Annotated in this window: 22 protein-coding genes; 5 read left to right on the forward strand and 17 right to left on the reverse strand. The window is 40.5% G+C overall.

Annotated elements, in window-relative coordinates; all coding sequences use genetic code 11:
- Positions 1-9: 9 nt before the first annotated feature.
- The gene (locus tag IMPJCBKJ_RS04805; protein WP_138601540.1) at positions 10-849 is read left to right on the forward strand and encodes a mechanosensitive ion channel domain-containing protein; all 840 of its coding nucleotides are present in this window, start codon (positions 10-12) and stop codon (positions 847-849) included.
- Between the two features lie 44 nt (positions 850-893).
- Here the strand turns inward: IMPJCBKJ_RS04805 and IMPJCBKJ_RS04810 are convergent, their stop codons facing one another.
- On the reverse strand, positions 894-1,502 hold the full coding sequence (locus IMPJCBKJ_RS04810; protein ID WP_054551741.1) for a hypothetical protein: 609 nt from the start codon (positions 1,500-1,502) through the stop codon (positions 894-896).
- A 136-nt stretch (positions 1,503-1,638) separates the two neighbouring features.
- Entirely contained in the window at positions 1,639-3,213 is a 1,575-nt protein-coding gene (gene gshA / locus IMPJCBKJ_RS04815) for a glutamate--cysteine ligase (protein WP_054551742.1), read from the reverse strand.
- Between the two features lie 386 nt (positions 3,214-3,599).
- Between gshA and IMPJCBKJ_RS04820 the strand changes: the two genes are divergently transcribed.
- Positions 3,600-5,147, forward strand: coding sequence for a PAS domain-containing methyl-accepting chemotaxis protein (locus IMPJCBKJ_RS04820; protein WP_166339013.1), 1,548 nt, complete (start codon positions 3,600-3,602; stop codon positions 5,145-5,147).
- 58 nt (positions 5,148-5,205) lie between these two features.
- Here IMPJCBKJ_RS04820 and clpB read toward each other — a convergent pair whose 3' ends face one another.
- The 3 genes from clpB to rluD all read right to left on the reverse strand — a co-directional run bounded on the left by clpB (position 5,206) and on the right by rluD (position 9,586).
- Positions 5,206-7,782, reverse strand: a complete 2,577-nt coding sequence (clpB, locus tag IMPJCBKJ_RS04825; RefSeq protein WP_138601533.1) for an ATP-dependent chaperone ClpB — start codon at positions 7,780-7,782, stop codon at positions 5,206-5,208.
- 98 nt (positions 7,783-7,880) lie between these two features.
- The gene (gene pgeF, locus IMPJCBKJ_RS04830; protein WP_166339015.1) at positions 7,881-8,603 is read right to left on the reverse strand and encodes a peptidoglycan editing factor PgeF; all 723 of its coding nucleotides are present in this window, start codon (positions 8,601-8,603) and stop codon (positions 7,881-7,883) included.
- Positions 8,604-8,608: 5 nt separating this feature from the next.
- Complete coding sequence (gene rluD / locus IMPJCBKJ_RS04835; RefSeq protein ID WP_054551746.1) at positions 8,609-9,586, reverse strand: 23S rRNA pseudouridine(1911/1915/1917) synthase RluD; 978 nt, start codon at positions 9,584-9,586, stop codon at positions 8,609-8,611.
- Positions 9,587-9,715: 129 nt separating this feature from the next.
- On the opposite strand from rluD, the gene IMPJCBKJ_RS04840 reads away from it, so the two are divergent.
- Positions 9,716-10,474, forward strand: coding sequence for an outer membrane protein assembly factor BamD (locus tag IMPJCBKJ_RS04840; protein ID WP_054551747.1), 759 nt, complete (start codon positions 9,716-9,718; stop codon positions 10,472-10,474).
- 97 nt (positions 10,475-10,571) lie between these two features.
- On the opposite strand, the gene IMPJCBKJ_RS04845 is transcribed toward IMPJCBKJ_RS04840, so the two are convergent.
- Complete coding sequence (locus IMPJCBKJ_RS04845) at positions 10,572-10,910, reverse strand: P-II family nitrogen regulator (protein ID WP_054551748.1); 339 nt, start codon at positions 10,908-10,910, stop codon at positions 10,572-10,574.
- 138 nt (positions 10,911-11,048) lie between these two features.
- On the opposite strand from IMPJCBKJ_RS04845, the gene IMPJCBKJ_RS04850 reads away from it, so the two are divergent.
- Together IMPJCBKJ_RS04850 and IMPJCBKJ_RS04855 are read left to right on the forward strand one after the other, a co-directional pair.
- Positions 11,049-11,597, forward strand: coding sequence for a GspH/FimT family pseudopilin (locus IMPJCBKJ_RS04850; protein WP_166339017.1), 549 nt, complete (start codon positions 11,049-11,051; stop codon positions 11,595-11,597).
- Between the two features lie 72 nt (positions 11,598-11,669).
- Positions 11,670-12,209, forward strand: coding sequence for a GspH/FimT family protein (locus tag IMPJCBKJ_RS04855; RefSeq protein WP_166339019.1), 540 nt, complete (start codon positions 11,670-11,672; stop codon positions 12,207-12,209).
- A 6-nt stretch (positions 12,210-12,215) separates the two neighbouring features.
- Here the strand turns inward: IMPJCBKJ_RS04855 and IMPJCBKJ_RS04860 are convergent, their stop codons facing one another.
- The 11 genes from IMPJCBKJ_RS04860 to lspA form a co-directional block, all read right to left on the reverse strand.
- Positions 12,216-12,641 carry a type IV pilin protein gene (locus tag IMPJCBKJ_RS04860; protein WP_166339021.1) on the reverse strand — a complete coding sequence of 142 codons (426 nt, stop codon included), beginning with the start codon at positions 12,639-12,641 and terminating at the stop codon, positions 12,216-12,218.
- A gap of 154 nt (positions 12,642-12,795) precedes the next feature.
- A complete protein-coding gene (locus IMPJCBKJ_RS04865; RefSeq protein ID WP_166339023.1) occupies positions 12,796-16,014 on the reverse strand; it encodes a PilC/PilY family type IV pilus protein in 3,219 nt (1,072 codons plus the stop codon).
- A 514-nt stretch (positions 16,015-16,528) separates the two neighbouring features.
- The gene (locus tag IMPJCBKJ_RS04870; RefSeq protein WP_166339025.1) at positions 16,529-19,654 is read right to left on the reverse strand and encodes a PilC/PilY family type IV pilus protein; all 3,126 of its coding nucleotides are present in this window, start codon (positions 19,652-19,654) and stop codon (positions 16,529-16,531) included.
- Between the two features lie 13 nt (positions 19,655-19,667).
- The gene (locus IMPJCBKJ_RS04875) at positions 19,668-20,150 is read right to left on the reverse strand and encodes a hypothetical protein (protein WP_054561904.1); all 483 of its coding nucleotides are present in this window, start codon (positions 20,148-20,150) and stop codon (positions 19,668-19,670) included.
- Positions 20,138-21,133 (reverse strand): PilW family protein, encoded by a 996-nt coding sequence (locus IMPJCBKJ_RS04880; RefSeq protein WP_166339027.1) that lies wholly within the window; start codon positions 21,131-21,133, stop codon positions 20,138-20,140. The genes IMPJCBKJ_RS04875 and IMPJCBKJ_RS04880 overlap by 13 nt, the downstream gene beginning before the upstream one ends.
- Before the next feature lies 1 nt (position 21,134).
- A complete protein-coding gene (pilV, locus tag IMPJCBKJ_RS04885) occupies positions 21,135-21,689 on the reverse strand; it encodes a type IV pilus modification protein PilV (RefSeq protein ID WP_166339029.1) in 555 nt (184 codons plus the stop codon).
- Between the two features lie 183 nt (positions 21,690-21,872).
- Positions 21,873-22,583: a LytTR family DNA-binding domain-containing protein gene (locus IMPJCBKJ_RS04890; RefSeq protein WP_206004095.1), complete on the reverse strand. Its 711-nt coding sequence runs from the start codon at positions 22,581-22,583 to the stop codon at positions 21,873-21,875.
- A complete protein-coding gene (locus IMPJCBKJ_RS04895) occupies positions 22,580-23,605 on the reverse strand; it encodes a histidine kinase (RefSeq protein WP_138601504.1) in 1,026 nt (341 codons plus the stop codon). The genes IMPJCBKJ_RS04890 and IMPJCBKJ_RS04895 overlap by 4 nt, the downstream gene beginning before the upstream one ends.
- 38 nt (positions 23,606-23,643) lie before the next feature.
- Complete coding sequence (ispH, locus tag IMPJCBKJ_RS04900; protein ID WP_054551757.1) at positions 23,644-24,573, reverse strand: 4-hydroxy-3-methylbut-2-enyl diphosphate reductase; 930 nt, start codon at positions 24,571-24,573, stop codon at positions 23,644-23,646.
- On the reverse strand, positions 24,573-25,013 hold the full coding sequence (gene fkpB / locus IMPJCBKJ_RS04905; RefSeq protein ID WP_054551758.1) for an FKBP-type peptidyl-prolyl cis-trans isomerase: 441 nt from the start codon (positions 25,011-25,013) through the stop codon (positions 24,573-24,575). The genes ispH and fkpB overlap by 1 nt, the downstream gene beginning before the upstream one ends.
- Positions 25,010-25,510 (reverse strand): signal peptidase II, encoded by a 501-nt coding sequence (gene lspA / locus IMPJCBKJ_RS04910; RefSeq protein ID WP_054551759.1) that lies wholly within the window; start codon positions 25,508-25,510, stop codon positions 25,010-25,012. Before lspA ends, fkpB begins: the two co-directional genes overlap by 4 nt.
- Positions 25,511-25,515: the final 5 nt, after the last annotated feature.

Here is a 25,515-nt window from a genome sequence, read left to right on the forward strand (position 1 = left end):
GGGAAAATAATGGACGAAATATCAATCGAGAAAATCTATAACCAAGCTATCGAATTGCTGATGCTTTACGGGCCAAAGTTTATCCTCGCAATACTGGTTTTAATTATAGGTTGGTGGTTAATTGGTAGAATTGCCAATATGGCTGAAAAATCAATGAATAAGGTCAAATTCGAAGTTGGCCTTACGCACTTTTTAGTCTCTTTTATCTCAGTCATTCTAAAAATACTATTACTGATCTCTGTTGCTTCGATGATTGGTATAGAAACCACGTCATTTATTGCAATGCTAGGTGCTGCTGGCCTTGCGGTGGGCATGGCACTACAAGGTAGCCTTGCTAACTTTGCAGGTGGCGTGCTTATTTTATTCTTTAAACCCTTTAAAGTGGGTGATGTAATCGAAGCACAAGGCTATATGGGGAAAGTTGTTGAAATACAAATTTTTGTCACCGTTTTACTCACCTACGACAATGAAAAAATCATTATCCCTAATGGCACGCTATCAAACGGCTGCGTTAAGAATAAGTTCGCAGAACCTCTACACCGTGTTGCAATCGAATTTGGTATTAGTTACGGAGATGATGTTCATAAAGCACGTGATGTGCTTATGAGCGTGCTTGATGATTATGATTTGGTATTAAAAGACATCGAAGATAAGAAACCATCTGTTCATGTTAGCCAGCACGGTGAAAGCCATATCGGCATGTTGGTATGGGCGTGGGTGGAGTCTGATAACTACTGGCCAGTGTATTTTGGCTTGTACGAGCGAGTTAAAATTGCCTTCGACGCTGCTGATATTACTATTCCATTCCCGCAAAGGGATGTTCATATTCACCAGTTTCCAGGTAAATAAAGAAAAAGAAGCCCGCTAATTGATGCGGGCTTTTTATTTATGTATTAACTAAATAAACGCTCAAACCAGTTCTTATCTAAATCTGCTTCACATTTTTTAAGTTGAGCGCCATAGCGGCTTGCTCGATGTTTAACTTTATTTGCAACACTCATTAGCCACTTCTTACTTTTGTAAGTGCCTCGCTTATAGCCGCCCCACCCTTCGTGATAATTAAGGTACTGCGCATAGGCATCCCACTTTGATATACCATTTACTTTATGGGTTTTGTAAACGAACCAGGCCATAAAATCGATTGCATCGTCAAAATCATCTCTGTCTGCACCGCTATTACCTGTTTCGCGAATGTAATCAGACCATGTTGGGGTTTTTGCTTGTGAGTAGCCATATGCCGAGCTGGCACGGCCGATTGGAATTACCCACAAGAAGTACTCCATTGGCGGCGCTGCATCATGACGAAATGAACTTTCTTGATACATCATGCTCATCAGTACATGTTTTGGCGAGCCCCATTTTTCTTGTGCATCACGGGCATCGTAATACCAATCGGGTTTTTCTTCAAAAATTTTACAAATATCATGAGGTTGCTCAGGAGGAGCCGTTGCACAACCAGCCAATGATGCGGCCAGCGATAAAATAATTATACTTTTTTTCATTTTTTTATGGATCTCGCTGAACTTTTTCTCGTCAGGTCAGTCTGAACTTATGAATGCAGCAGTATAGCATTGTTTCATCCCTGAAGAATCTTTGACGCAGCCTCCCTAGGCTGCGTTTTTTTATGCCTACAACATACTAAGCTTTAGAAAAATAGTCATCTAAAAATGCAGTGAAAGATACACTGTCTGCCGCTTTAACTTCACGCTCTTTAAGCACCGAGTCAGCAGCTTGCTCTGCCAAAAATGCTTGATCATAAAATTGGTAATCTGCATCAAGGTGACTTTGCTTGTACTGCTGTGCAAGTGCTAAAGCGAAATGACCATTATCCTGGTTTTCATTTGCAAGTGCTGCTACATATCTACCAGAAAAGGTTTTACTAGGATCCTCGACCCAGGTTACCATTTCTTTTATAGTTTCAGAGTAATAGCTCACACCGTAAGCTTTATCCATGTACTGTGCTACTGGGTGTAATTTATCAAAAATAGCATGCGCCCACTCAGTTAAGCTAGTAGCCCGCCCCTCTTTTGTTAACATTAACTCTGGATCACGACCATCATTAACGACCGCATCTAAATTTGCAGTACTTAATTTTTGCTCTTGCCAATCCATTTCTGGAGATTCGCTTAATAGGCAATAGGTTAAGAAAACATCTAAGAAGCGAATTTGCTGTAGATCAATTCCAGTTTCACTAAACGGATTAACATCCAATGCACGTACTTCTATATATTCTATACCGCCACGTAACAACGCATCAGTCGGTGTTTCACCCGAAGCTGCATTACGCTTAGGACGAATTGGCGAGTAAAACTCGTTTTCGATTTGCAGTATGTTTTTGTTTAGCTGCTTTGGTTCGGCACTTTTATAATCATCAAGATGACCATACAAATCCGAAGATAAGTGGATTGCTTCTTTTAACCCAGCCACATATTCTTCTAATGAGTTATACATAACACGTAAAGACGATTGTGCACTATTTGTGTAGCCAAGATTTCCCAGACGTAGTGCTGTACCGACTTCTAAATAAAGCGTGCCTTTACCCAATTTTTTAAAGGGTAAATCTGTTTCACGCCCTTGTAGAAACGAATTACACAAAGCCGGTGAAGCACCAAACAAATAACTGATAAGCCAAAGCTCACGCTTAAAATTGCGGATCAGACCTAAATAACCTTGTGATATAAAGTCCGACAAGCTTACTTTACTTTCATTTAGCTGATATAAGCTCTGCCATAAGGTTTCAGGAAATGAAATATTAAAGTGAACACCAGCAATCGCTTGCATCATACTGCCATAACGATTTTTAAGGCCTTCACGATAAAGTGTTTTCATACGCCCTATATTTGAATCACCAAACTGCGCCAATACAATGTCGTCTTGATGCTCAATAAAACATGGCATACTAATCGGCCATAGAAGTTCATCATTCATATGTGACAATGTGAACTTTTGTAAGTCTTTTAGCTGGGCTAGGGTTTGCTCAGCTGATGTGCTCACTGGAGTGATAAATTCTAGCAAAGATTCAGAAAAGTCAGTCGTGATATGCTCATTAGTTAACGCACTCCCAACGCCTTTTGGATGCCCCAGCTTTGATATGTGACCACTTGGTTTGATCCTTAAAGCTTCTCGCTCGATACCACGTTTAATCCCATTAATTGCGTTAGGAAATTGAGCTGTTAACGCTGCTAGCGTTTTATTTAAATCATGTTTTATCAAAAATGCTTCCTCGAGCCAGGTGGCTTTAATCCTAAGTGTATGGGGGCTAAAAATAATTACTCAAGAGCCAATTATAAGTTTCTGAAAAGTCCTTACACTGAAAGTTAATCTTGCCACTGTGAGTCATATTATACAATTGCTTTAGTGACCGCAGTGACGAGTATAAATTTTATTAGTGCAAACAAAGACCGAAACAAGATAACAATTCTTTCATCCAATACTAAAGAACTAGAGCAACCATATTTTTTCTGCTTCGTTATTGTTCTAGATCAATTCTCTTAAACAATTTTTAAAAGTTTAACAAAGATCAATCTTCAAGCTCTTCCCTTACATTTTTCTGAGTTTATAATCCGCGCACCATAAAAAAGTATATTTCAAGGACTCATATGCGTCGTGGGCAAGAAATCATTAATCAGGAAGTAACATACTCTGACAATCAAGAGCTTGTCTCTACCACTGACTTACGTGGTGTTATCACATACGTAAATAAGGAATTTTGTGCTATTGCTGGTTACAGCGAAGAAGAACTCCTCGGAAAAAACCATAACATAGTACGCCACCCTGATATGCCTAAAGCGGCATTTAAAGAGATGTGGGAAAAACTAAAACAAGGTCACTCTTGGCGTGGCATGGTGAAGAACCGCTGCAAAGATGGTCGCTACTATTGGGTCGATGCGTTCGTAACGCCAATTTACGAACATGGGCAGTTAGTTGGCTATCAATCTGTACGTACCAAACCAACTGAGCAATTAAAGAGTCGTGCAAAAGCGCTCTACACTAAAATTAATGATGGTAAATCAATCGCATCATTGCGTGAGAATATTTCAATAAGACAAATAGTATCAGCTATTTTATTAGTTGCAGGTATTGTTGGTTTAGCTGTGGCCGCGTCATGGATGGTTGCTTTAGCCGCATGTGCGCTTATAGCGCTACTTTTTGCTCTAAATTATGACGAACTGGTTGTTACGCCTAGCCATTTAAAGCAGCAACGTGCAGAGTTTGATTCAGTATCAAGGTATGTCTATTCAGGATCACATCCATTTAGCATTGCTGCCTTTAATCAGCAAATGCTGTTTGCAAAGCTCAGAACGGTGCTCGGTCGTGTTAAAGACTCTACTTACTCGTTTAAAAATATTGCCACCAGCTTAGATAAACAATCGTCACTAACTGAGCAAGGCATTGCTGCACAAAGTCAACGTTTGAGTGATATTGCCACAGCAATGACGCAAATGAGCGCAACGATTGGCGAAATTTCTGCTAATACTCATCATACAGCTGATAAGGTTAAGACAACTTATCAAAGCTGTAACGATATCAAACTGCATATTGAAGATAACAGTAGCATGGTGTCTGATCTAGCTAACCAAGTAGAGCAAGCTGCCACTACTGCTAACTCTCTTGCTAGTGAAGCTGACAAAATAGGCCAAGTAATGAGTGAGATTGAAGGCATTGCTGAACAAACAAACTTATTAGCACTGAATGCAGCAATTGAAGCAGCACGTGCAGGTGAGCATGGCCGTGGTTTTGCAGTTGTAGCAGATGAAGTACGCGCACTTTCTTCACGTACTCAAAATGCAACTTCGCAAATTCACAGCTCAATTAAAGAAATTCAAGATACTTTATTTAGCTGGTCTAAAGTGATGCAATCAACTAAAGCGCAAGCAGATAGTTGTGTTGATACGACTGCTCACACTCAAACTGAGCTAGCGAGCATCTTCGCGCAAATTGATGAAATATCAGGCCTTGCGACTGAGATATCGACGGCTGCTGAGGAACAACAAGTTGTCAGCACCGATATTCGCGAAAATGTAGAAAGCATAAAAGGACACAGCGAAGAGAACTTAAAGCTTAGCTACAACGTGGCTAAAGATGCAGCGGGGCTAGTTGAAGGCTCACGCAAAGTTAACGATATGCTGTTAACCTTTAAAGTTTAAACTTAACTGATACAAAATGCCGCATCATAAATGATGCGGCTTTTGTTTTTTAGGCTAATTAACGACTCGAGAATACAAGTCCATTCTCATCAGCATCAATATGAATGATGGCACCTGGCTGGTAATCCCCGCCTAATAATCGCTGTGCTAATGGGTTTTCAATGGTATGTTGAATAGCACGTTTTAAAGGCCTTGCACCATACACAGGATCAAAACCACTTTCTGCGATGCGGTCTAAAGCTGCATCTGTAACTTCAAGAATGTAGCCTTTTTCAGTTAATCGCTCACGTAGCTTACTTAACTGAATATCAGCAATTTCTTTAATGTGCTCATTAGCAAGTGGGTGGAATACCACGGTTTCGTCGATGCGGTTAATAAACTCAGGGCGGAACTGACTGACCAATACACCCATCACTTTTTCTTTCAACCCGGCATAATCATTTGAACCCGCTTGCTCTTGGATAATATCTGAACCCAAGTTAGAGGTCATGATGATCACCGTATTTTTAAAATCAACGGTGCGACCCTGACCATCTGTTAAGCGGCCATCATCAAGCACTTGCAGTAAGATGTTAAATACATCAGGGTGCGCTTTTTCGACCTCATCCAATAAAATGACTGAATACGGACGACGGCGTACAGCTTCAGTTAAATAGCCGCCCTCTTCATAGCCAACATAACCCGGAGGTGCACCGACTAAACGTGCCACCGAGTGTTTCTCCATAAACTCCGACATATCAATGCGCACCATGGCATCTTCAGTGTCAAACATAAAGCTGGCTAGTGCTTTTGTCAGCTCAGTTTTACCCACCCCTGTTGGGCCTAAGAATAGAAATGAACCGATTGGGCGATTTGGATCAGCAAGCCCAGCGCGAGAGCGACGAATTGCATTCGCAACAGCGACAACGGCTTCATCTTGACCAATCACTTTGTGATGTAATTGATCTTCCATTTGCAGTAGTTTTTCACGTTCACCTTGCAGCATTTTCGATACCGGAATGCCTGTCCAGCGCGATAAAATCTCCGCAATTTCGTCTTCACCTACTTGGTTTTTAAGCAAGCTCATTTCTTGCATTTCAGCTTGCGAAGCAAGGTCGAGTTTACGCTCAAGCTCAGGTATACGACCATATTGTAGTTCAGACATGCGCTGTAAATCACTAGCACGACGTGCCACTTCTAAATCAAGGCGCGCTTGCTCAAGCTCAGCTTTAATAACTTGCGTGCCTTGCAATGAGGCCTTCTCGGCATTCCACACTTCGTCTAGCTCGCGGTATTGTGCTTCAAGTTCAGTGATCAGCTCTTGCATTTCGGTGCGGCGCTTTTGACTCGCTTCGTCTTTTTCTTTCGCCAGCGCATTGTCTTCCAGTTTTAACTGAATAATACGACGTTCTAGCTTATCTAAAGACTCAGGTTTTGAGTCAATTTGCAAACGAATTGAAGAACCCGCTTCGTCAATTAAATCTATTGCCTTATCTGGTAATTGGCGATCGCTGATGTAACGGTGCGACAACTGCGCCGCAGCAACAATAGCCGGATCGGTAATATCAACTGAGTGATGCAGCTCATAACGCTCTTTTAAACCACGTAAAATCGCAATGGTGTCTTCAACCGATGGTTCATCAACAAACACTTTTTGGAAACGACGCTCAAGTGCCGCATCTTTTTCGATGTATTGGCGATACTCATCAAGGGTTGTGGCACCCACGCAATGTAACTCACCACGGGCAAGTGCAGGCTTTAACATATTACCCGCATCCATTGCACCGTCTGTTTTACCTGCGCCTACCATAGTATGAATTTCATCAATAAAAAGGATGACTTGACCTTCTTCTTTGGCAAGTTCATTCAATACTGATTTTAAACGCTCTTCAAATTCACCACGGTATTTAGCACCCGCAACCAAAGCACCTAAATCAAGCGATAATACTCGCTTGTTTTTTAAGCCTTCAGGTACTTCTCCATTGATAATTCGTTGCGCAAGGCCTTCGGCAATTGCCGTTTTACCTACCCCCGGCTCACCAATTAACACCGGATTATTTTTAGTACGGCGTTGTAATACTTGGATAGTACGACGAATTTCGTCATCACGGCCAATGACTGGATCAAGCTTACCTTGCTCTGCTCGCTCAGTTAAATCGATGGTGAATTTTTTTAATGCCTGACGAGTTTCTTCAGCATTTGGATCTTCTACTTTTTGGCCGCCACGAATGGCTTCAATTGCAGATTCAATCTTGCTAGAAGTAATATTCAGTGCTTTAAAAATTTCGCCTAATGGACCTTTATCATCACACGCGGCAAGGACAAATAACTCACTCGAAATGAATTTATCTTTTCGTTTTTGAGCGTATTTATCACATAAGTTAATTAACGAAATCAGGTTATTTGACAGCTGAACATCGCCACCAATGCCTTCAACTTTAAACAGTTTTTCGATTTCTTGAGATAACTTGGTATTTAACTCATCAGCACTGACACCTGCTTGTGCAAGTAGCGCACGCACGCTTGAACCATTTTGCTGAAGCAATGAATACATTAAATGCACAGGCTCAATAAATTGATGATCGCGCCCAAGTGCTAATGACTGCGCATCTGAAAGCGCAGATTGAAATTTACTTGTAAATCTATCTAAACGCATAAGGGTTTACCTATTAAAAAATCTAATTGCTTAATTAATGGGTATGCTTAGTGATTTGTTCAAGTAAAAGAAGAAAATTTAATCGTATAAAAGGCGTATTAATTGCGCCAGATCAAGCTCGCCATACGGCCTGTTTGTCCGTCGCGGCGATAAGAGAAAAACTGTGATTTATCAGTGACAGTACAGTACTCACCACCATATATTTTAACCACGCCTAATTGTGCCAGTTGCTGACGTGCCAGTAAGTAGATATCAGCCATGTATTTTTCATGTTTGGCTGTAAAGGCTTGTTGATGCACAGGGTTTTGTAAGCAAAAACACTCTTTAACGTCTTGCCCGACTTCAAATTGCGAAGGACCAATGGCAGGGCCTAACCAAGCAATAATATCGCTCGCTGGCGCTTGAAAGTGCGAAACCGTGTTTGCCAATATACCTTGCGCTAAACCACGCCAGCCACCATGGACAGCAGCGACTTCATCCCCAGAACTCGAGCAAAGCAATACTGGTAAACAGTCTGCGGTCATTATCGCCAGCGGCTGCTTTATTAATCGGGTGTAAAGCGCATCAGCAGAGCGTAGTTCGCTTAAATCAGACTGCTCATCAATCACGACTACATCGCTGCTATGTGTTTGGTTTAACCACACAGCAGGGTTTGGCAGCTGATTTGTAAGTAAGGCGCGATTTGCAAGCACAGCTTGCTCATCATCACCAACATGTAAACCCACATTAAAACTATCAAAGAGTGCAGCCGAAACACCGCCCTGTCGGGTGGTACTCAGTGCGCTAACAGAGTTTGGGGCAGTCCATGCTGGTGTGATCATAACGCTTAAAACTCGATATTTGGGTTTGCTTTAGTATCAGCGCGTAAAGCTTCTGTCATAGCTGCCATATCATCTGGAATTGGCGCTTGCCAAGTCATTAGCTCACCAGTGATTGGGTGCGCAATTGATAGCTTAACAGCATGTAATGCTTGGCGTTTAAAGTCGCGTAGCATTTGAAACAGCTCAGGTGTAGCACCTTTTGGCGGGCGCGGACGACCACCATACAGTTGGTCGCCAACTAATGGGTGGTTTAAATAAGCCATGTGTACACGAATTTGGTGAGTACGGCCTGTTTCTAGGCGTAAACGTAAGCGTGTATGTGCACGGAATTTTTCTGCAACACGATAATGCGTAACCGCTGGTTTGCCCATTTCATGCACGGCCATGTGAGTACGTTTTGTTGCATGACGACCAATTGGTTTTTCAACCATGCCACCAGCAGTCATTGTGCCATTACAAATTGCTTCGTATTCACGGGTGAAGTTTTCACGCTTCTGTAATGCAGATACTAAATGTGTTTGTGCCGGAATTGTTTTCGCCACCACCATTAAACCAGTAGTGTCTTTATCTAGACGATGCACAATACCCGCACGAGGTACATTAATAATGTCAGGATAATGGTGCAGTAAAGCATTTAATACCGTGCCATCTGGGTTACCCGCACCTGGATGAACGACTAATCCCATTGGTTTATTAATTACCAAAATATCATCGTCTTCATAAACGATGTTTAATTTGATATTTTGTGCCTCATATTCACGAGGGGCTTCGATGGTTGTTTCTACACTCACCATTTCGCCACCGAGTAGTTTTTCGCGCGGTGTGTTTAATATTTCACCGTTTACAGTGATTTTATCATCCAAAATCCACGTTTTTATACGTGATCGAGAATAATCAGGGAACAATTGCGCTAATACTTGGTCTAGACGTTTACCGCCAAGGTCAATTGGAACCTCGGCTTGGAGAGAAATTTGCTCTGACATTAGTAACTTTACCCAATTTACCAGTGCAAGCTGTGCTCGACTGGGTTAGAATCGCTTTAATATAATACGTATAGTTTACTCGGTTTTCCTCACTTGGCCTAGCCGAAGACATCGAAGGTAAGAAATAAAATGATAAATAAAATAGGGAAACGTGCGTTCGCCATAGTTTTTTCAGTATCTGTACTTGGCTTAGGTGCCTGTTCATCAGCACCGGATCAAGAAGATATCCAACGCGTTCCTAATAAATCTGCACAAGCTTTATATGAAGATGCAAAACAAACATTAGATTCTGGCTTATATGCCCGTGCAATTGAGCTATTAAGCGCTATTGATTCTCGCTACCCTTTTGGTCCTTTATCAAAACAAGTACAAATGGACTTAGTGTATGCGCATTATCAAGCAGGTAATACTGAGCAAGCACTCGCAACAATCGACCGTTTTATTCGCTTAAACCCAAACCATAAAGACTTAGACTACATGTACTACATGCGTGGCTTGGTAAACATCAAAGCGGATGAAAACGCATTCCAAGAATATTTTGGTGTAGACCGTGCTGACAGAGATGCAAACCGTACTCGTGTCGCATTTACTGATTTATCAACGCTTTTAAAGCGTTTTCCTAACAGTGCTTATGCACCAGAAGCGAAAAAACGTTTAGTGTGGCTACTGAATAAAATGGCTCGCTATGAGTTAAAAGTTGCTGAATACTACTATGAGCGTGAGGCATACCTTGCTGCAGCAAACCGTGGTAAATACGTGGTTGAGCACTACTCACAAAGCAGCTACCTTGATCAAGCGCTAGAGATCATGGAAAAAAGCTACAACAAACTTGGCTTACCTGAGCTGAGTGAACACGCTAAAGCAACACGTGAAGCTAATAAGCGTTAAAAATAAACTAAAAGCAAAAAAGGCGCCTAAGGCGCCTTTTTTAATATTTGCGATCGAATATACCCAAACCACCTCAAGGTGCGAGTTTCAGTTGGAATTAAATCGCATCTTCGTCTTCTTCAGCGGTACGAATTCGTACTACACGCTCAACGTCAGTGACAAAGATTTTACCGTCACCAATTTTACCTGTTTGCGATGTTTTAACGATAACATCGATAGCACGGTCAACATCTTCATCGCTTAATACGATATCTAATTTTACCTTAGGTAAAAAGTCCACCATATACTCAGCACCGCGATAAAGCTCGGTGTGTCCTTTTTGACGGCCAAAGCCTTTTACTTCGCTTACCGTCATACCTGTGATGCCCACATCTGATAATGCTTCGCGCACATCATCAAGCTTAAATGGTTTAATAATTGCTTCGATTTTTTTCATTTTCGGATTACTTATTATTTCTCGATTGCCTCGATTTTAGACAATCCCATTGCTGATGGCAAACAAAGCTATGAATTACGGTGATTAAATCAGCAATCATGATATTATTAAACAAAGTGATTCAAAATAGAGACAACAATGAAATCATTGCAACAGGGTTTTACATTATTGGAGTTAATGGTCACGATTGCTATTGTAGGTATTATTGCAACTATTGCGATCTGGGATAGCTCAGACATGCTTGAAAATGACCGTGCAGAGAGCTATTTGTTAGAGTTAAAACGCACACTCAGTTTTGCACGCGCAAAAGCAACAAGTAGTGATGCAATTATTGTTGTTTGTAGTGGCAATACTTCAAGAGTTGAAAGTAACAGACGAGTTCCATGTTTAAACGATTGGAGCCAAGGTACTGTATTCGTCTTTTTCGATTCGAATCAAAATGGCGTTTATAACCCAAGAGTTGGCGATATCATTTTAAGAGTCATGGAAGAAGTTCCAGAAAGCAGTCAGTTAAATTTCACTGGAGATAATTCTATTATTTTTGATACCAGCGGTATGCTCACGTCAAGTCAAGGAAAGTTCACTTACTGCCCTTCAAAAGCTGATGACGATAATAACAAACAACTAGAAGTATTTACCTCAGGGACTGCTTTATATATTGGTACTACGACAGATGGCTGTAATTAAGCTTGGTAAATTGACAGCCCACACTCTCGAATTATAGTTAAATAAACAGTCGCAATTTTGGAGTCTTCAAGGATGAAGGCATTTACAACTCTGCGCAGCCTCAATGGAGCGACGTTAATTGAAAGCCTAATAGTGTTATCAATTTTATCACTCCTGCTGCATTTCGTCTTATTTGAATATAAGCCACTTCTGGCCAAAAACCGTTTAGAAAGCAACATGCAAACGGTGAAAAGAGCGCTGCAGTTTACTCGCCTAAAAGCGCAAACAAATGATGCCTATGTCACCTTCTGCGCCTTAAAACACAACAGATGCAACAAAGCTATATGGCACAAATCGTTAACCGTTTTTGTAGACAGAGGCGTGCTAGGTGTATTTGAAAGTGGTGATACTAAACTAATGGAAATCGAAGCAATAAGTAAGTTCGACATGCTGACGTACCAGCGTCATTCAGTCACATTTAGCCCAGCAGGTATGCCGATGGGGCTAGGTAATGGTACTTTTATCTACTGCCCAGAATATAGTAAAGCAAGCCTCAAAGGGCTTGCTATAAGCGTTAGTCCATTTGGACGGGTCAGGTTAATTGATACTGATAAATGCCAAACTGATAATTGATAAAGCTTATTTACCCCAACATGTGCTTGAATCAGCAGACCCTGTTGACGTTTTTAAACCCGTATCAGAAATAGATAAAGTTTTGCACTCGCTATCCTGTAACGGCGGTCCAGACTCAGGTGTTGCCTTAAATATAAATGTACCTGCGTCATTATCTACCTCGACACTAATGGTATAAAAGTTATTTTCTGTAGTACTAGAAACACCTAAATCAGCAATTGTGCTTGTATATTCTCGATTATCGACAAAATACTGCTCTTGCTTATTAGCTGCATCTAATAACGAAGTAATTGCCTCAGTTCGAGCAGTACGTTTTACGTGCTCAAAATAACTAGGAATAGCAATGCTCGCGATGATCCCCAAGATAGCTACAGTAATCATAAGCTCGATTAGCGTAAAACCGTTATGACCCTTTGTTCTTATAAAGTTCATTTTTTAAAAACCTATATGATTGTTTTTTTACAGGAATTACCCCTATTTGTTCTTATCTTAGATGGCTAACAATAATTATGCAATTAAGGCGAGTATTCAAATCGCTACCACATGCTCTGCCTTAACATCTAAGGCAGAGCATTCGCTTAGTGCTTTATTGGCTATTATCGTTTCGCTCTTGCTTGTAGATGAAAGTTTGTTGTGTTTTAAAGCCAAAGCCAATAGGCACTGCATCACTAACAAGCTTAATTTTACCGTCTTCAACAGTTATACCTGGACCTAAGATTTCTTGAACCTTAAATGGGTTTTCTTGCCCCTTAATACCAGGTCCAATTGTTAGAAATTGACTTAACTCTTCAACTTTATCTTCAGTATCTTTAATGACATCTGGGTTGTCAGGATCAGGTAAGTCATCACAATAGCCATTATTATTATTATCAACACAACTATTCCCCACGCCAAAATACAACTGAGGTGTGTCCGGAACATCATTGGAAGTAGTAAATTTCAGGCTATCGTAAACCTTTGTGCCATAGTGTAAATGAAAGGCATATACGCTTCCTGAGCCACCAGTTAACGAGCACTGGTTAGTTGTCTCGGTTGCAGAAGCAGGGGTATAGCTTGTGAAATAGGCAACCCCCCCTATAACTGTACTCGCAGCAAGTGATTTTTCTCCCACTGACGGAAGGTTATAATACCAGCCTTTATAAGCTCCAAGTTCAACTTCTAGCTTGGTAAATTTATCGACATTATCAAGCGCATTACCAAATGGATCTGAGTCCATATTCATTAAATCAGATTGAGTAATTACCTTGGGTACGTCACTACCTACAAAAGATTGAGTAACTGTATTAATATCTCGAATCATGAAAAGTTGATCCTTAGTTACTGTTGAAGTTGGCTTTGAACGATTACCACTGCCAACTAAAACTGCATCAAAGGGTGTATCTCGTCGAGAAAATATTTTTTTCCCATTAATAGTTGTTTCTGTGACCTTGCTGAACATAGTTCTTGCTATCAGCGGCTTGTAGAAAAAACGCCTATCTTGCGTACTCAAAGAACTGCCCAAACTTGCAAGTTTGAAGTGAGTCCAAGGACTATCAGAGCTATTTGGTTTTTCACTCGGCATATCTATTCGCCAAATATCACCACCTGTGTCAGTTGCATATAAACGGTCAACAAAGCCATCATAATCCGAATCAAGAACACTAACATCAGCCGCAATACTGTGCTTACCTTTAAAACCGTTTTCGGTTGGAGTTAGTGCCCAAATTTTATTTCCTGTTTGCGCATCAACAATATAGATCCCGCGGCCTTCGTTATCATCTGTTCGGATCACGTTATCCTTGTTAGTGTCGTAACCCGCACCAAAAATCAATACAGGGCGGTTTTTATAGCCTTCCATATTAATATAGGTAACCGTAGGCTTAGACCAAGTTTGACCTAACTCTTTGAAGTCACCGGAACCACCTTCAATAGGTTGATTCCACAGTAAACTTGGTGAGTCGGGGTTTGTAATATCTAAGCCATAGTAATAGTTACCACCACGCCTCAAACCAAAAAATGCCCAAACACGATCACTCCCATCTACCACACCATCATTATTTTTGTCATCGAAAAATACAGATATTGGACCATCAACACCATATACTTTAGTGTTCGCTTGATTCTCTCGTAGCGGCTTAATTATTTTGTACAAGCTACTTGGAATAAATGCCCAGCTTTCTTTAAGAACGTCCTTTTTATCTTGGAAAAAGTGTAAAAAGCCTGCATTTGTACCAATTAAAATGCGAATGTCATCATTACCATAATCAATTGTAACGGGTTTAGAATGTAGCGGATCACCGAAAATATCTTGTCGCTGGTCCACTGATGAAGAATCTCCATCCTCGTTATCAACATCTATCCCGCGCGCCCAATCTATTGTTTTTTGTAATTGTGACTTATCAACCCCAAACAACTTCGCGGCTTTTTCATCGCCACCTAAGGCACTCGAAACATTTGCTTTTGTAAAATCTACTAGACTAGACTTACCCGCGTCTGTGTATAACTTTCGCGATGCTAGTTTCGTTAAATGTAGATTTACGCCACCACGTTGCACTGTATTTCCATCAGCTTCTTCATTAGTTGGTAGCCAGAACGTTCTCGCTTTATTAGAAATCAAACCATCTTCATTAAGTGCTGATTTACCTGTTGAATCAACAATTTGATCACCAGACACTTTTAATTTTTTCAAATTTCCACGCCAACGCGCACCCGTTTCAGGGTAAAACATAGCGTAGTAAATCGATTCGCGGCTACGGGTTTGATCAACATTGTTACTCGCGATTGACGGTGAAGTGAAACTATCATTTACTTCACGGATTTGGGTGATTGTATTTTTCAATGCCTCGGATAATTGCTCCGACGTATTCGCATGCAGGTACTGGCCACCGCCTAATCGAGCGGTTTCCGAAAGTAGATTTTTACCGTTATTACTCATCCCACTACCAAAGCCGATGGTATATACACGCCCTGTTTCATGGATATCCGTTGTGGTTGGCCTTAAGTCGACTTCAACATCATCAGTGCCATGTATGATCTGAGCTAACTTGTGTAGAAGAACCCCTGCAATTTTATCGTCATTTGATAATGAGCTACCAAAATACGACTTATATAATGCGCTAATATTAGAGTCTTGCTCATTATCAGATCCTGCAGATGGGTCCCCATCTGTCATGTAGATAATATTAACGGAGTTATCACAGCGCTTTACTTCATCAGGATTATCAAATGGTGAAATATATGAGAAATTAGTGATGACTTCATTTTCCCAACGACACCCCCACCAGTAACATTTACGAACTCTGTTTGTTGTAGTTGATTTATTCTCTACGGAAGTATCACGTAAAAGCTCATTGACTTTTTCACCATAGAATAAGTTTTGCCCTGTAATATATAAGTATGCTTCCCACAAAGTTTCAGTCAGCGGCGTACCACCATCAGCAGGTAAATTGGCAATCGTCGTTTTCAACGTTGACATTGGCGAGCCAATACCAGCAAGTACATAACCACCTTCAGTACTATTAAAGCGCATTATGCCAAAATCAATATCATCGTTACCATCAACCAGTTTAGTAATAGCATCTTGTGCAACGCCTAACCGACTATCTGAACACGGGATATACAAACCATTTGAGAACCCACAACTGTTACCCGAACTAGTAGAAAAGGCCATACTTCCAGAAGTATCGAATACAATTAATACGCGAGGTTTCTCATCGAGATCAACATTATGATTTACATAAAGCTCTATATCTTCTGCTGAACTAGAAAAGCTAACCGCAGCAAAGGCACAAAGAAGTATCCTGTTTACTGTTTTACTAATTTTCATTACTTATCCCGTCACCTTAACGCTATTAATTTAGCGATTAGCTTTGTTATTGCCGAACTTCTGCTTTGTGCTTTTCTGCAGCAGTTGAAAACCTTAACAGTGCGATAAATTACAACACCCTTATGTTTGAGTTGCTGCAATACTTATACAGAACCATAAAAAAGGCTAAAAAGCATTTTATAAAATTCAAACTCACTATAATTATTATAATAAAAAGCTACTACTATTCCACACATTTCTTATCTAAATTAATAATAAAAAAAATAATTAGAGCATAAAAGAGAAATAAGAAAAAAAGACCGGAAAAATAATCCTGAATGGATTGGTAAAACAGCGAAAATAAAAATAAAAGTATAAAATAAACAGCAACTTAACAGAGGATAGAAATATTAATTTAATATAGAAAAAACACTGACAATGAGTTCACCCAAGTTAAGCTTATAAAACGGGTGACTGAGAAAATAAATACTCAAAAACTCATAAAATCAGTGTTCAAAAAAGGATGTTATTTAATCTAGTAACTTCTGTCGTTCTCTTCTTTTTTATATATGTAAGTTTGTTGGACTTTAAAACCTAGAGGCGCATCACTCACTAATTTTATTTCTCCATTTTCAATAGTTAAACCGGGTCCATTTACCCCTTTGACTTTAAATGGGCTTTCTTCACCTACGATTTTGGGTCCAACAGTCATAAATTGGCTTATCTTTATTTGCTCAATTTCACCTTCGTAGTCATCACAATAACCATTGCCGTTTGTATCTTTACAGCTGTCAGTTTCGCCAAAAAAGAGTTTTGGGGTGTCTGGTACATCTGTGCCTGTCTTAAACTTCAAGTTATCATATATTTTTGTACCGTAATGAAGATGAAATGCGTATAGGCTTCCGACACCACTTACAACCTCACATTCATTTACCTTATCTTCTAATGAAGGAGGAGTATAACTTGTAAAATAAGCAACCCCACCAATCACAGTACTAGCTGCCAGAGACTTTTCACCTGCAGACTGAAGATTGTAATACCAGCCTTTAAACTGGGCTAACTCAACCTCAAGTTTGACAAATTCATCAACCTTATCAAGTACTTTCCCGAAAGGGTCTGAATTAACATTCATTAAATCAGCTTGTGTAATATGATCAGGTGCATTACCGATGAAAGACTGTGTAACAGTGTTTTCATCTCGAATCATAAATAATTGATCGTTAGTTTCTAAAGATGTCGGTTTTGCTCGGTTACCACTACCAATTAACACTGCATCAAAAGGAGTATCCACACGTGCCGTAATTACTTTACCATTAATCTTTGTTTTTGAGACTTTGCTAAACACACTTCGTGCAATAGTTGAGTTATAAAAAAAACGTCTATCTTGGCTCTTACCCTCACCACCTAGGCTCGCAAATTTAAAGTGGGTCCAAGGTTGCTTTGCATCCTTCGGGTTGTCAGATGGCAAGTCAACACGCCAAACATCTCCTCCAGTGTCAGTAGCGTATAACCTGTCAATAAAGCCATCATAATCTGAATCTAACAGACTGATATCTGAGGCAATACTGTGTTTACCCTTGAATCCATTTTCTGATGGCGTTAAAGCCCACACTTTATTACCCGTTTCAGCATCAACGATATAAATGCCCCGCCCTTTAGTATCGTTACTACGATTCGAGTTATCTTTATTGTGGTCATAACCTGCACCAAAAACTAACAGTGGGCGATCTCTATAACCTTTTATGTCAATATACGTTACTGAAGGCTTAGACCAAGTTTGTGCTAACTCTTTAAAGTCTCCTTGCCCACCAACTATTGGCCCTTTCCACATCAATTTAGGTGAATTTGGCTTTGTAATATCCAAGCCATAATACTCAGTTCCACCTCGTCTTAGACCAAAAAACACCCAAACTCTGTCAGCGCCATTTACAACACCATCATTATTTCTATCATCAAAGAAAACCGACATAGACCCATCTATACCGTAAACTTTAGCCCCTTCTTTATTATCTCGAAGAGGTTTAATAATTTTATACAAGCTTCGGGGTATAAAGGCCCAGCTTTCCTTGAGTACATCATTTTTATCCTGAAACATATGCAAATAGCCTGCATTGGTTCCAATCAAAATACGTACGTCATCGTTGCCATAATCGATTGTTGTTGGCTTTGAGTGAAGCGGATCTCCAAAGATATTTGGACGGGTATCATCGGTTGAACCATCACTATTTTCATCATCCACATCGCGGCCTCTAGACCAGTCAATAAGATCAAACACTTCATCTGGATCAGACTCAAAATCCTCTGCAGCTTTAAAACGATTTCCGTAATGGATAATGACCCTATAGTCAGTGAATGGAAGCATTCGACCACCAGAGACATTTGTCAAAACCTTCCTGTCTTTATTCGGTATGCTTGATTGTTGAGATAAATATGAATTGACTCCTCCATATTCAACAGCATTGCCGTCAGCTTCACCACTACCGTCTGGCCAAAAGGTGTGAGCATCTTTGTTTATTTGCCCATTTTCATCTAGTGCTAGATTACCTTTAAAATCAACGATAGTATCACCCGATACTTTTAATTTTTTCAGATTGCCGCGCCAGCGTGCGCTGGTACTTGGGTAAAACATTGTGTAGTATAATGAATCTCTACTACGTGTTTGATCAGCGTTATTCGAAGCCACCGAAGGGGACGTAAAAGTTCCAGCTTCAGCCCTAAGACCATTAAATGTTTGCTCTAAAGAATCAGCTAATTCTTTTGGGTTTTCTGCTTTGAAGTAGCTTCCCCCCCCTTCATTCGCGGTCTTTTTTAGTAATGCTTCACCTCTTTCTAAAAGCCCATTACCAAAACCTATTGTATTGATAAATACCTTGTCTTTTATCTTCGCCGTTTTTGGAAATATGTCTATATCCACATCATCTGTGCCATGCATAACTTTAGCAAGGGCTGCTAAGTAGCTGTTTGCATTGTAATCATCAAGGATAGGCGTTGCGGGCTTTCCAAAAAATTGCCGGTGCAACAAATCTATTTTATTATTTCTAGCATCATCAAAGTAAGGGGAACCATCGGTAATAATTAAAACATTCACACTGTTATCACAACGTTCATCTTTTGTGAGTCTAGAGTCAAAAGGAGAAAGATATTTTTTACCAATTTCTGCCGAAGTATCGCGCAACGAAGGATCTATAACGCTTGCAAAATCAACTTTTTGCCCAGTTAGGTACATGTATGTTTCCCACAATGTTTCAGTAATAGGCGTGGAACCACCAGCAAACGTATCGCTTATAATTGATTTTAACTTACTATGCTCTGTGCCAACTTTGGCTCTAAAATACCCACCTTGATTTGGCGCAAATCTCACAAACCCGTAATCAAGATCAGGGTTATTATTTATTGTTTTTATGATTGTATCTTTTGCTACCTTCATCCGGCTGTCAGGACATGGAAACCAATAACCATCGGTCGGGTGAAAACATTTGTCTCCTGTATTAGCAGATTGCATCATGCTTCCAGATGTATCTAAAATAAATATTACACGACCTTTTTCTGTAAGGTCTTTATCGTAATTAACATACAGCTCTGTATCATCGGCATAGCTTTTGCCATCCAAAAATAGAGAGCAAATAACTGAAAGACAAAGTAATAAATTTAAGCTTTTCATAGCGACCTCCTTATCAACCACCCGTATTCAGGCTCGCCATCTCCTGGGCAACCCCTGTTGTAATCGTCAAAGTATGCTTACTTTTAGTGCCATAGGTAATGGTGGTATCAACTTGAACCATGTTGCAGGAGATACCTGCAGTGAAGTTAAATTTACGCGGACAAGGTAAATCAAGAACACCGTTATTTAAATTTGTCATCGTATTGGTTGCGTCGCCAACCTTTCCCATTGCATAGCCACCATCAGGAATTTCTGCCGCTTTCATTAAAAATGCACTGTCGCCACCCGCGGCAGCTTCGTTTGCAATAACTTGCTGAACAGTTCCTATTAATTCATTTTCTGCTGTTTCTCGCTCTTGGGCTGCATTAGTAATTTTAATATCTATGCTACTACTACTCATCAAAGAAACGGCAATACCTGTAACAGCTACCACCATAATCAAAGCAACGATTAACACCACCCCTTGTTGTTTCTTTTGCAAGGTTAAATGCGCCATAAATTTGCTCCAACATTATTTAAACGAATCGTTGTAGTAAACACCGCCCGACGATAATTATCTGTAAATGTTAGCTCTTTTCTGCTCGCATCTTCACCAAGCGTATATTTTTGATTTTTGATTTTTAGATTCGGATCAGGCAATAGCGCTCTAACCAATAAAAACACTTGCACTGTCAAAATACCACGGCGGTTCTCCCAATCACTGTTCGTCATTTGACTAATACTTCTATAAGTATCTACACGGCTGTTGTTCGTGGTATCTAGACCAAATACAAAATGCATATTCTCCACGCCTTCCATCACGCTTTCAGTTCTCATCGTTTGGCTAGTAGTTAACCTTTTTCTGCGTAAAATGGGAACTTTAATTGATTGATCATTTATCGTGTATGAGTCTTCAAAGATGTAGTAAACATGATGACGGTAACGCCAAATCGTCGCATTACCATTGATAGTTGAGGCCGCGATTGGGCCTTGTCTAAATTCAGCCCGTTCTTGCTCAGCAATGAAGTAATAATAGTCACTGCTCGTCTGGTTAGGTTGGATCTGCAGCCCTTCAAGAAACTTCATCTGTAAAACTTCAGTATTTTTCTTTGCATTGTTGATACAACTAAGCGCAGAACCATCTGAGGTTTCTACAGCATAAACCGAGCGAAAATTACTAGTTGCACTGTCAGCAGGGAAGCTCGCATTATTGAGGCCTTCTGAGCAGTCACCTGTAGGGTTATTTACAGCATTCGTATTGGTATTTTCGTCTGAGAATGAGTCTTCATAGAATGTCCCCCAAAAGCCAATTTGTTCTATATCACGCTGCATGATATTTAAAGCTAACCGACCTGTTTCCTGCAATTCACCAATCGTCATGGTGTCTCGTGTTGTTACTTTCATACTCAAATAAGTAAACATCACCCCACCAAGCACTATGCCGCCAATGAATAAAGCGACCATCATCTCAACAAGTGTAAATCCAGTTTGCTTTTTCATCTTATGACCTTAAGTGTATGTAGCTTTCAAGCACAACTATACGGCGCTTGTCGTTTTGTGTTCCACAATCAATAGCAGCTGTCGCATTATTTGCTTTTTGTTCCTGCCTACCTTGCCAGCTGATCACCACCCTTATATTAAATTCACTCGCATTTCCTGCTGCGACTGGGGTGTTATTTATACACACAGTGGCATTATCTAAAGCACCCGTATTTTCACGAGCTTGAATTGCGCGGATCCATTGTTGCTTATCAAACTCAGCTATATTTTTTGCAGTACAAGCGGAATTAAAACATGTCTGAGCTTTGTCGGCTGATGATTGACTACTAAACTCTCCATTGTATAAACCGGCAAAACCCGAAGAGTCATTTGCTCTCATACGTTGGATTATGTCATTACCAAGTGCCACAGCAGCTGCACGCTGCATTGAATCAAAGCTAGCTTGTTTTGCTTTAGCTTGTAAGGCCACGGCACCTAATAAACCAAAACTCAAAATAACAAAGGCAATAAGCACTTCAATAAGCGTAAAGCCTTTCTGCTCAGAATGTTTAATCATGGTGAAGTTCATTGATACTTTTACATACCATAAGAATATTACGACACAGATAAATAACAATCTGTATATGGACAAGCGGTCATAATGCGCGATAAACGGTACCGAAACTTTCTTCAGAGCAAAGTAATAAACAATAAAGAAGCTGGGACTTTAGGAGATAAGCTGCTGCATTGAAAGTTTTTATTATTTACCCATTACGGCTTTTACATTTTTAAGCTCTCGACGACTAACAGACAAAGGCTCTTTAAACTGCTTCATCGTGACTGTATGCCCACCTGAAGATGGGTTATTAAGGCTTACAATTTGTTGCTTATTGACAAGTGTATTACGATGAATTCTGAGTAGCCGCAGAGGATAGGTTTGCTCAAGTTGTTTTAAACTTTGCTCAACAAGTGCTTCACCTTCAAAAAACACCACCCGCGTGTATTTTTGCTCTGCAATACAGCAAATAACATCATCTATATTTACTCTTCTTAATACGCCTGCAAGTTGATAGCAAATATAGTTATTTTCAGGAGTTAATACTTGAGTTCGGTTTAATTTACTAAGCTGCGCCATTGCTTTTGTTAAAGCTTGCTCGGATACAGGTTTAACTAAATAGCCATCTACTGCGAGCTCAAATGCAGTTAGCGCATGCTCAGGATGCGCTGTTAAAAACATCACTGCAGGGGGGATCGAAAACTGCTTTAGTTCAGCAGCTACTTCAAGGCCCGACTGCTTGGGCATATTAATATCTAGCATCACTAAATCAGGCTGGAGCTGCTTACAAAGTTCAATCACCTGTTCGCCGTTACTGGCTTCACCTACAACTGTGCAAAGTTCGTTGGTAGCTAATAAACGTTTAATACGCGCCCTTGCTAAAGGCTCGTCATCAGCAATTAAAATTTTTATCATGCGCTTCTCTTCTTAGGTATCACCAGTTTCACCCTAAAGATCTCATCACGAACAGTCGTAGTCAGTTGCGCTTTTTGATGATAGAAAAGTGACAAACGCTGACGGATGTTTTCAAGTGCCATACCGTTGCCTGCTCGTGAATGGCTCCCTTGCTTCGCTACAGGGTTAGTTATAATGAAAGTATAAGCTTTGTTCGATTGATACATCTCGACAGAAATGTTGCCCTGCTCTGCTGGCTCTACGCCATAAAAAACCGCATTTTCAATAATCGGCTGTATTGTTAGACACGGAATATCTATATCTGGCAACTCGTCAGGTAATTTCCAGCTTAATGCTAGGCGTTCGCCATAGCGCCAACGTTCAAGTGCCACATACTGCTGGCATAAAGTGATTTCATCAGCAAGCTTTATGGCTTTACCGCTGCGCATTGCGGCCTGCGACAGCGCCGCCAGCGCCAAAATTGCTTGTTCAGCCGCCTCAGCATCATAATGGGTAAGCTCAGCAGCAGTGTTTAAACTATTAAACAAAAAGTGAGGGCGTATTCTTGCTTGTAATGCATCAAGTTCAGCCTGCGCTAACGCTTTCGTTTGTTGCTCTTTTTGATTATGAATAAGCAGGAATTGGCTGAACAACGCGGTGACCAAAAATATGATCAGTAAATTACTGACAATAAAGTTAGCTCTCGACTCCATAGCGAACACATCTGAAAACACAGACAAAAACAGCCAGCTAAAAACAGACGTTAATGCCAGTAAAGTGGATATCAGAATGAATAACTGTTTAGGGTGCGACAGCTTTGTAAGTAGAGCCCGGCATACATACAGTAACGACAAGCTTGAAAGAAAAATTAGATGTAAAAAGCAGCTAAATATAGCTAGACGTAACCAAACATCACCTAAGCTCATTGGTGAAAAGGCGAGTAAAATAGCAATGACTTGGCTGACGATCAGTGTGGCAAGGACACCACGAGATTGAAAAAGAGCCGCAATCAGCAAGCCGTTTGAATTAGGCTGTTTGCTCATGGGCTCCTCTTTTAACTGTTGACTACTATTTGCTTAGATTAGCGTAGCTCAACAGGAACGGCAAATACTATGTTCTCTTCTTCGCCAGGATTTTCAACAACTTGATTGCCACCCAATTCTTTTAGACGAGCAATAACTTGTTGAACTAAAACTTCTGGTGCAGATGCACCTGCAGTAACACCCACCGCATTTACATTGTTGAACCAATCAGCTTCAACATTACTTGCATCATCAATCAAATAAGCCGTAGTGCCCATTTTATCGGCAAGCTCACGTAAACGATTAGAGTTAGAGCTATTTTTAGCCCCAACTACAAGCAATACATCCACTTTATCAGCTAAGTCACGCACTGCATCTTGACGGTTTTGCGTAGCATAACAAATGTCATCTTTACGCGGGCCATCAATTGCTGGAAACTTAGTGCGTAATGCATCAATCACATCTGCTGTATCATCTACAGATAACGTTGTTTGGCTACAGTAAAACAGGTTCTCAGGGTTTTTAACCGTTAAGTTTGCAACATCTTCTGGCGTTTCTACTAAGTAAATACCACCCGCTTCGTTGTCGTACTGCCCCATTGTACCTTCTACTTCTGGATGACCATGATGGCCAATTAACACACACTCAGTACCTTTACGGCTTGCACGTGTTACTTCCATATGTACTTTTGTTACCAACGGGCAGGTTGCATCAAATACTTTAAGGTCACGACGCTTTGCCTCGCTTCGAACAGCTTGTGATACACCATGCGCACTAAAGATAACAATGCTGTCGTCAGGAACCTGATCTAGCTCTTCAACAAAGACTGCACCGCGATTTTTTAAGCCATCAACAACATATCGGTTGTGAACGACTTCATGACGCACATAGATTGGCTTTTCAAAGATATCGAGTGCGCGCTCCACAATACTGATTGCACGGTCAACGCCTGCGCAAAAACCACGTGGGTTCGCTAATAAAATATCCATTAACCTGTTACCTCTAAAATATCGACTTCAAAGGTTAAGCGTTGCCCTGCAAGTGGGTGGTTAAAGTCAATAGTAACTGACTCACCTTGCACTTCACGAACAAGACCTGGTAACTCAGTACCATCAGGCTGAGTAAAGGCAATAATATTACCTACTTCAGCAGGCGTGTCTGCACCAAACTTGCTGCGGTCAACATAGTAGATGTTATCTGGATTTGGCTGACCAAATGCATCTTCTGGCTCTAATGCAAATGACTTACTTTCACCAGCCGCTAAACCGAGTAAGCACTTTTCAAAGTTTGCTGTCAGGCTGCCATCACCCATTCGCAATTTTGCAGGTTTATTATGTACTTTAGTTGAATCGGCTGCTGAGCCATCTTCTAACTTAATTGAGAAATGAAAGATCACTTCAGAGTTTTCACCAATTACAGCTTGGCTCATGCTTGTTGCTCCTTAGGACTTTCGCCTGTGAAGGCATCAAATAAAAGTAATGCGGCACCGATACAAATCGCACAATCGGCAATATTAAAAACAGGAAAGTGCCAGTTTTCGTAATATACATGCAGGAAGTCAATAACATAGCCATACGCGATTCGGTCGTATAAATTGCCTATTGCACCGGCTAAAACTAACGCATAAGCAGAACATAATACCTTGTTAGACGCAGGTAAACGTTTCAGCCACCACACTAAAAGCACACTGATCGACACTGCAATCAAACTAAAGAACCAGCGCTGCCAGCCACCTGAATCACTCAAAAAGCTAAATGCCGCACCATAGTTGTGTACATAGGTGAAGTTAAAGAATGGCAGAATATCTATCGACTCTTGATAGGCCATGGTATTAACGACAAGTGATTTTGTCGCATAGTCTACTACCAAAAGCAGTAGACTAAGCCATAACCAAACCAAGCCACTTTTTCCGGCTAGTTTGCTCACAAACA

Origin of the sequence: Pseudoalteromonas sp. MB47, from assembly GCF_011319765.1 — a bacterium.
In the GTDB taxonomy this organism is placed as follows: Bacteria; Pseudomonadota; Gammaproteobacteria; order Enterobacterales; family Alteromonadaceae; genus Pseudoalteromonas; species Pseudoalteromonas simplex.

Coding starts and splice junctions, on each gene's coding strand:
- IMPJCBKJ_RS04805 (WP_138601540.1), top strand. CDS start 10: ATGGACGAAATATCAATCGAGAAAATCTATAACCAAGCTATCGAATTG.
- IMPJCBKJ_RS04810 (WP_054551741.1), bottom strand. CDS start 1,502: ATGAAAAAAAGTATAATTATTTTATCGCTGGCCGCATCATTGGCTGGT.
- IMPJCBKJ_RS04820 (WP_166339013.1), top strand. CDS start 3,600: ATGCGTCGTGGGCAAGAAATCATTAATCAGGAAGTAACATACTCTGAC.
- clpB (WP_138601533.1), bottom strand. CDS start 7,782: ATGCGTTTAGATAGATTTACAAGTAAATTTCAATCTGCGCTTTCAGAT.
- pgeF (WP_166339015.1), bottom strand. CDS start 8,603: ATGATCACACCAGCATGGACTGCCCCAAACTCTGTTAGCGCACTGAGT.
- rluD (WP_054551746.1), bottom strand. CDS start 9,586: ATGTCAGAGCAAATTTCTCTCCAAGCCGAGGTTCCAATTGACCTTGGC.
- IMPJCBKJ_RS04840 (WP_054551747.1), top strand. CDS start 9,716: ATGATAAATAAAATAGGGAAACGTGCGTTCGCCATAGTTTTTTCAGTA.
- IMPJCBKJ_RS04845 (WP_054551748.1), bottom strand. CDS start 10,910: ATGAAAAAAATCGAAGCAATTATTAAACCATTTAAGCTTGATGATGTG.
- IMPJCBKJ_RS04850 (WP_166339017.1), top strand. CDS start 11,049: ATGAAATCATTGCAACAGGGTTTTACATTATTGGAGTTAATGGTCACG.
- IMPJCBKJ_RS04855 (WP_166339019.1), top strand. CDS start 11,670: ATGAAGGCATTTACAACTCTGCGCAGCCTCAATGGAGCGACGTTAATT.
- IMPJCBKJ_RS04860 (WP_166339021.1), bottom strand. CDS start 12,641: ATGAACTTTATAAGAACAAAGGGTCATAACGGTTTTACGCTAATCGAG.
- IMPJCBKJ_RS04865 (WP_166339023.1), bottom strand. CDS start 16,014: ATGAAAATTAGTAAAACAGTAAACAGGATACTTCTTTGTGCCTTTGCT.
- IMPJCBKJ_RS04870 (WP_166339025.1), bottom strand. CDS start 19,654: ATGAAAAGCTTAAATTTATTACTTTGTCTTTCAGTTATTTGCTCTCTA.
- IMPJCBKJ_RS04875 (WP_054561904.1), bottom strand. CDS start 20,150: ATGGCGCATTTAACCTTGCAAAAGAAACAACAAGGGGTGGTGTTAATC.
- IMPJCBKJ_RS04880 (WP_166339027.1), bottom strand. CDS start 21,133: ATGAAAAAGCAAACTGGATTTACACTTGTTGAGATGATGGTCGCTTTA.
- pilV (WP_166339029.1), bottom strand. CDS start 21,689: ATGATTAAACATTCTGAGCAGAAAGGCTTTACGCTTATTGAAGTGCTT.
- IMPJCBKJ_RS04890 (WP_206004095.1), bottom strand. CDS start 22,583: ATGATAAAAATTTTAATTGCTGATGACGAGCCTTTAGCAAGGGCGCGT.
- IMPJCBKJ_RS04895 (WP_138601504.1), bottom strand. CDS start 23,605: ATGAGCAAACAGCCTAATTCAAACGGCTTGCTGATTGCGGCTCTTTTT.
- ispH (WP_054551757.1), bottom strand. CDS start 24,573: ATGGATATTTTATTAGCGAACCCACGTGGTTTTTGCGCAGGCGTTGAC.
- fkpB (WP_054551758.1), bottom strand. CDS start 25,013: ATGAGCCAAGCTGTAATTGGTGAAAACTCTGAAGTGATCTTTCATTTC.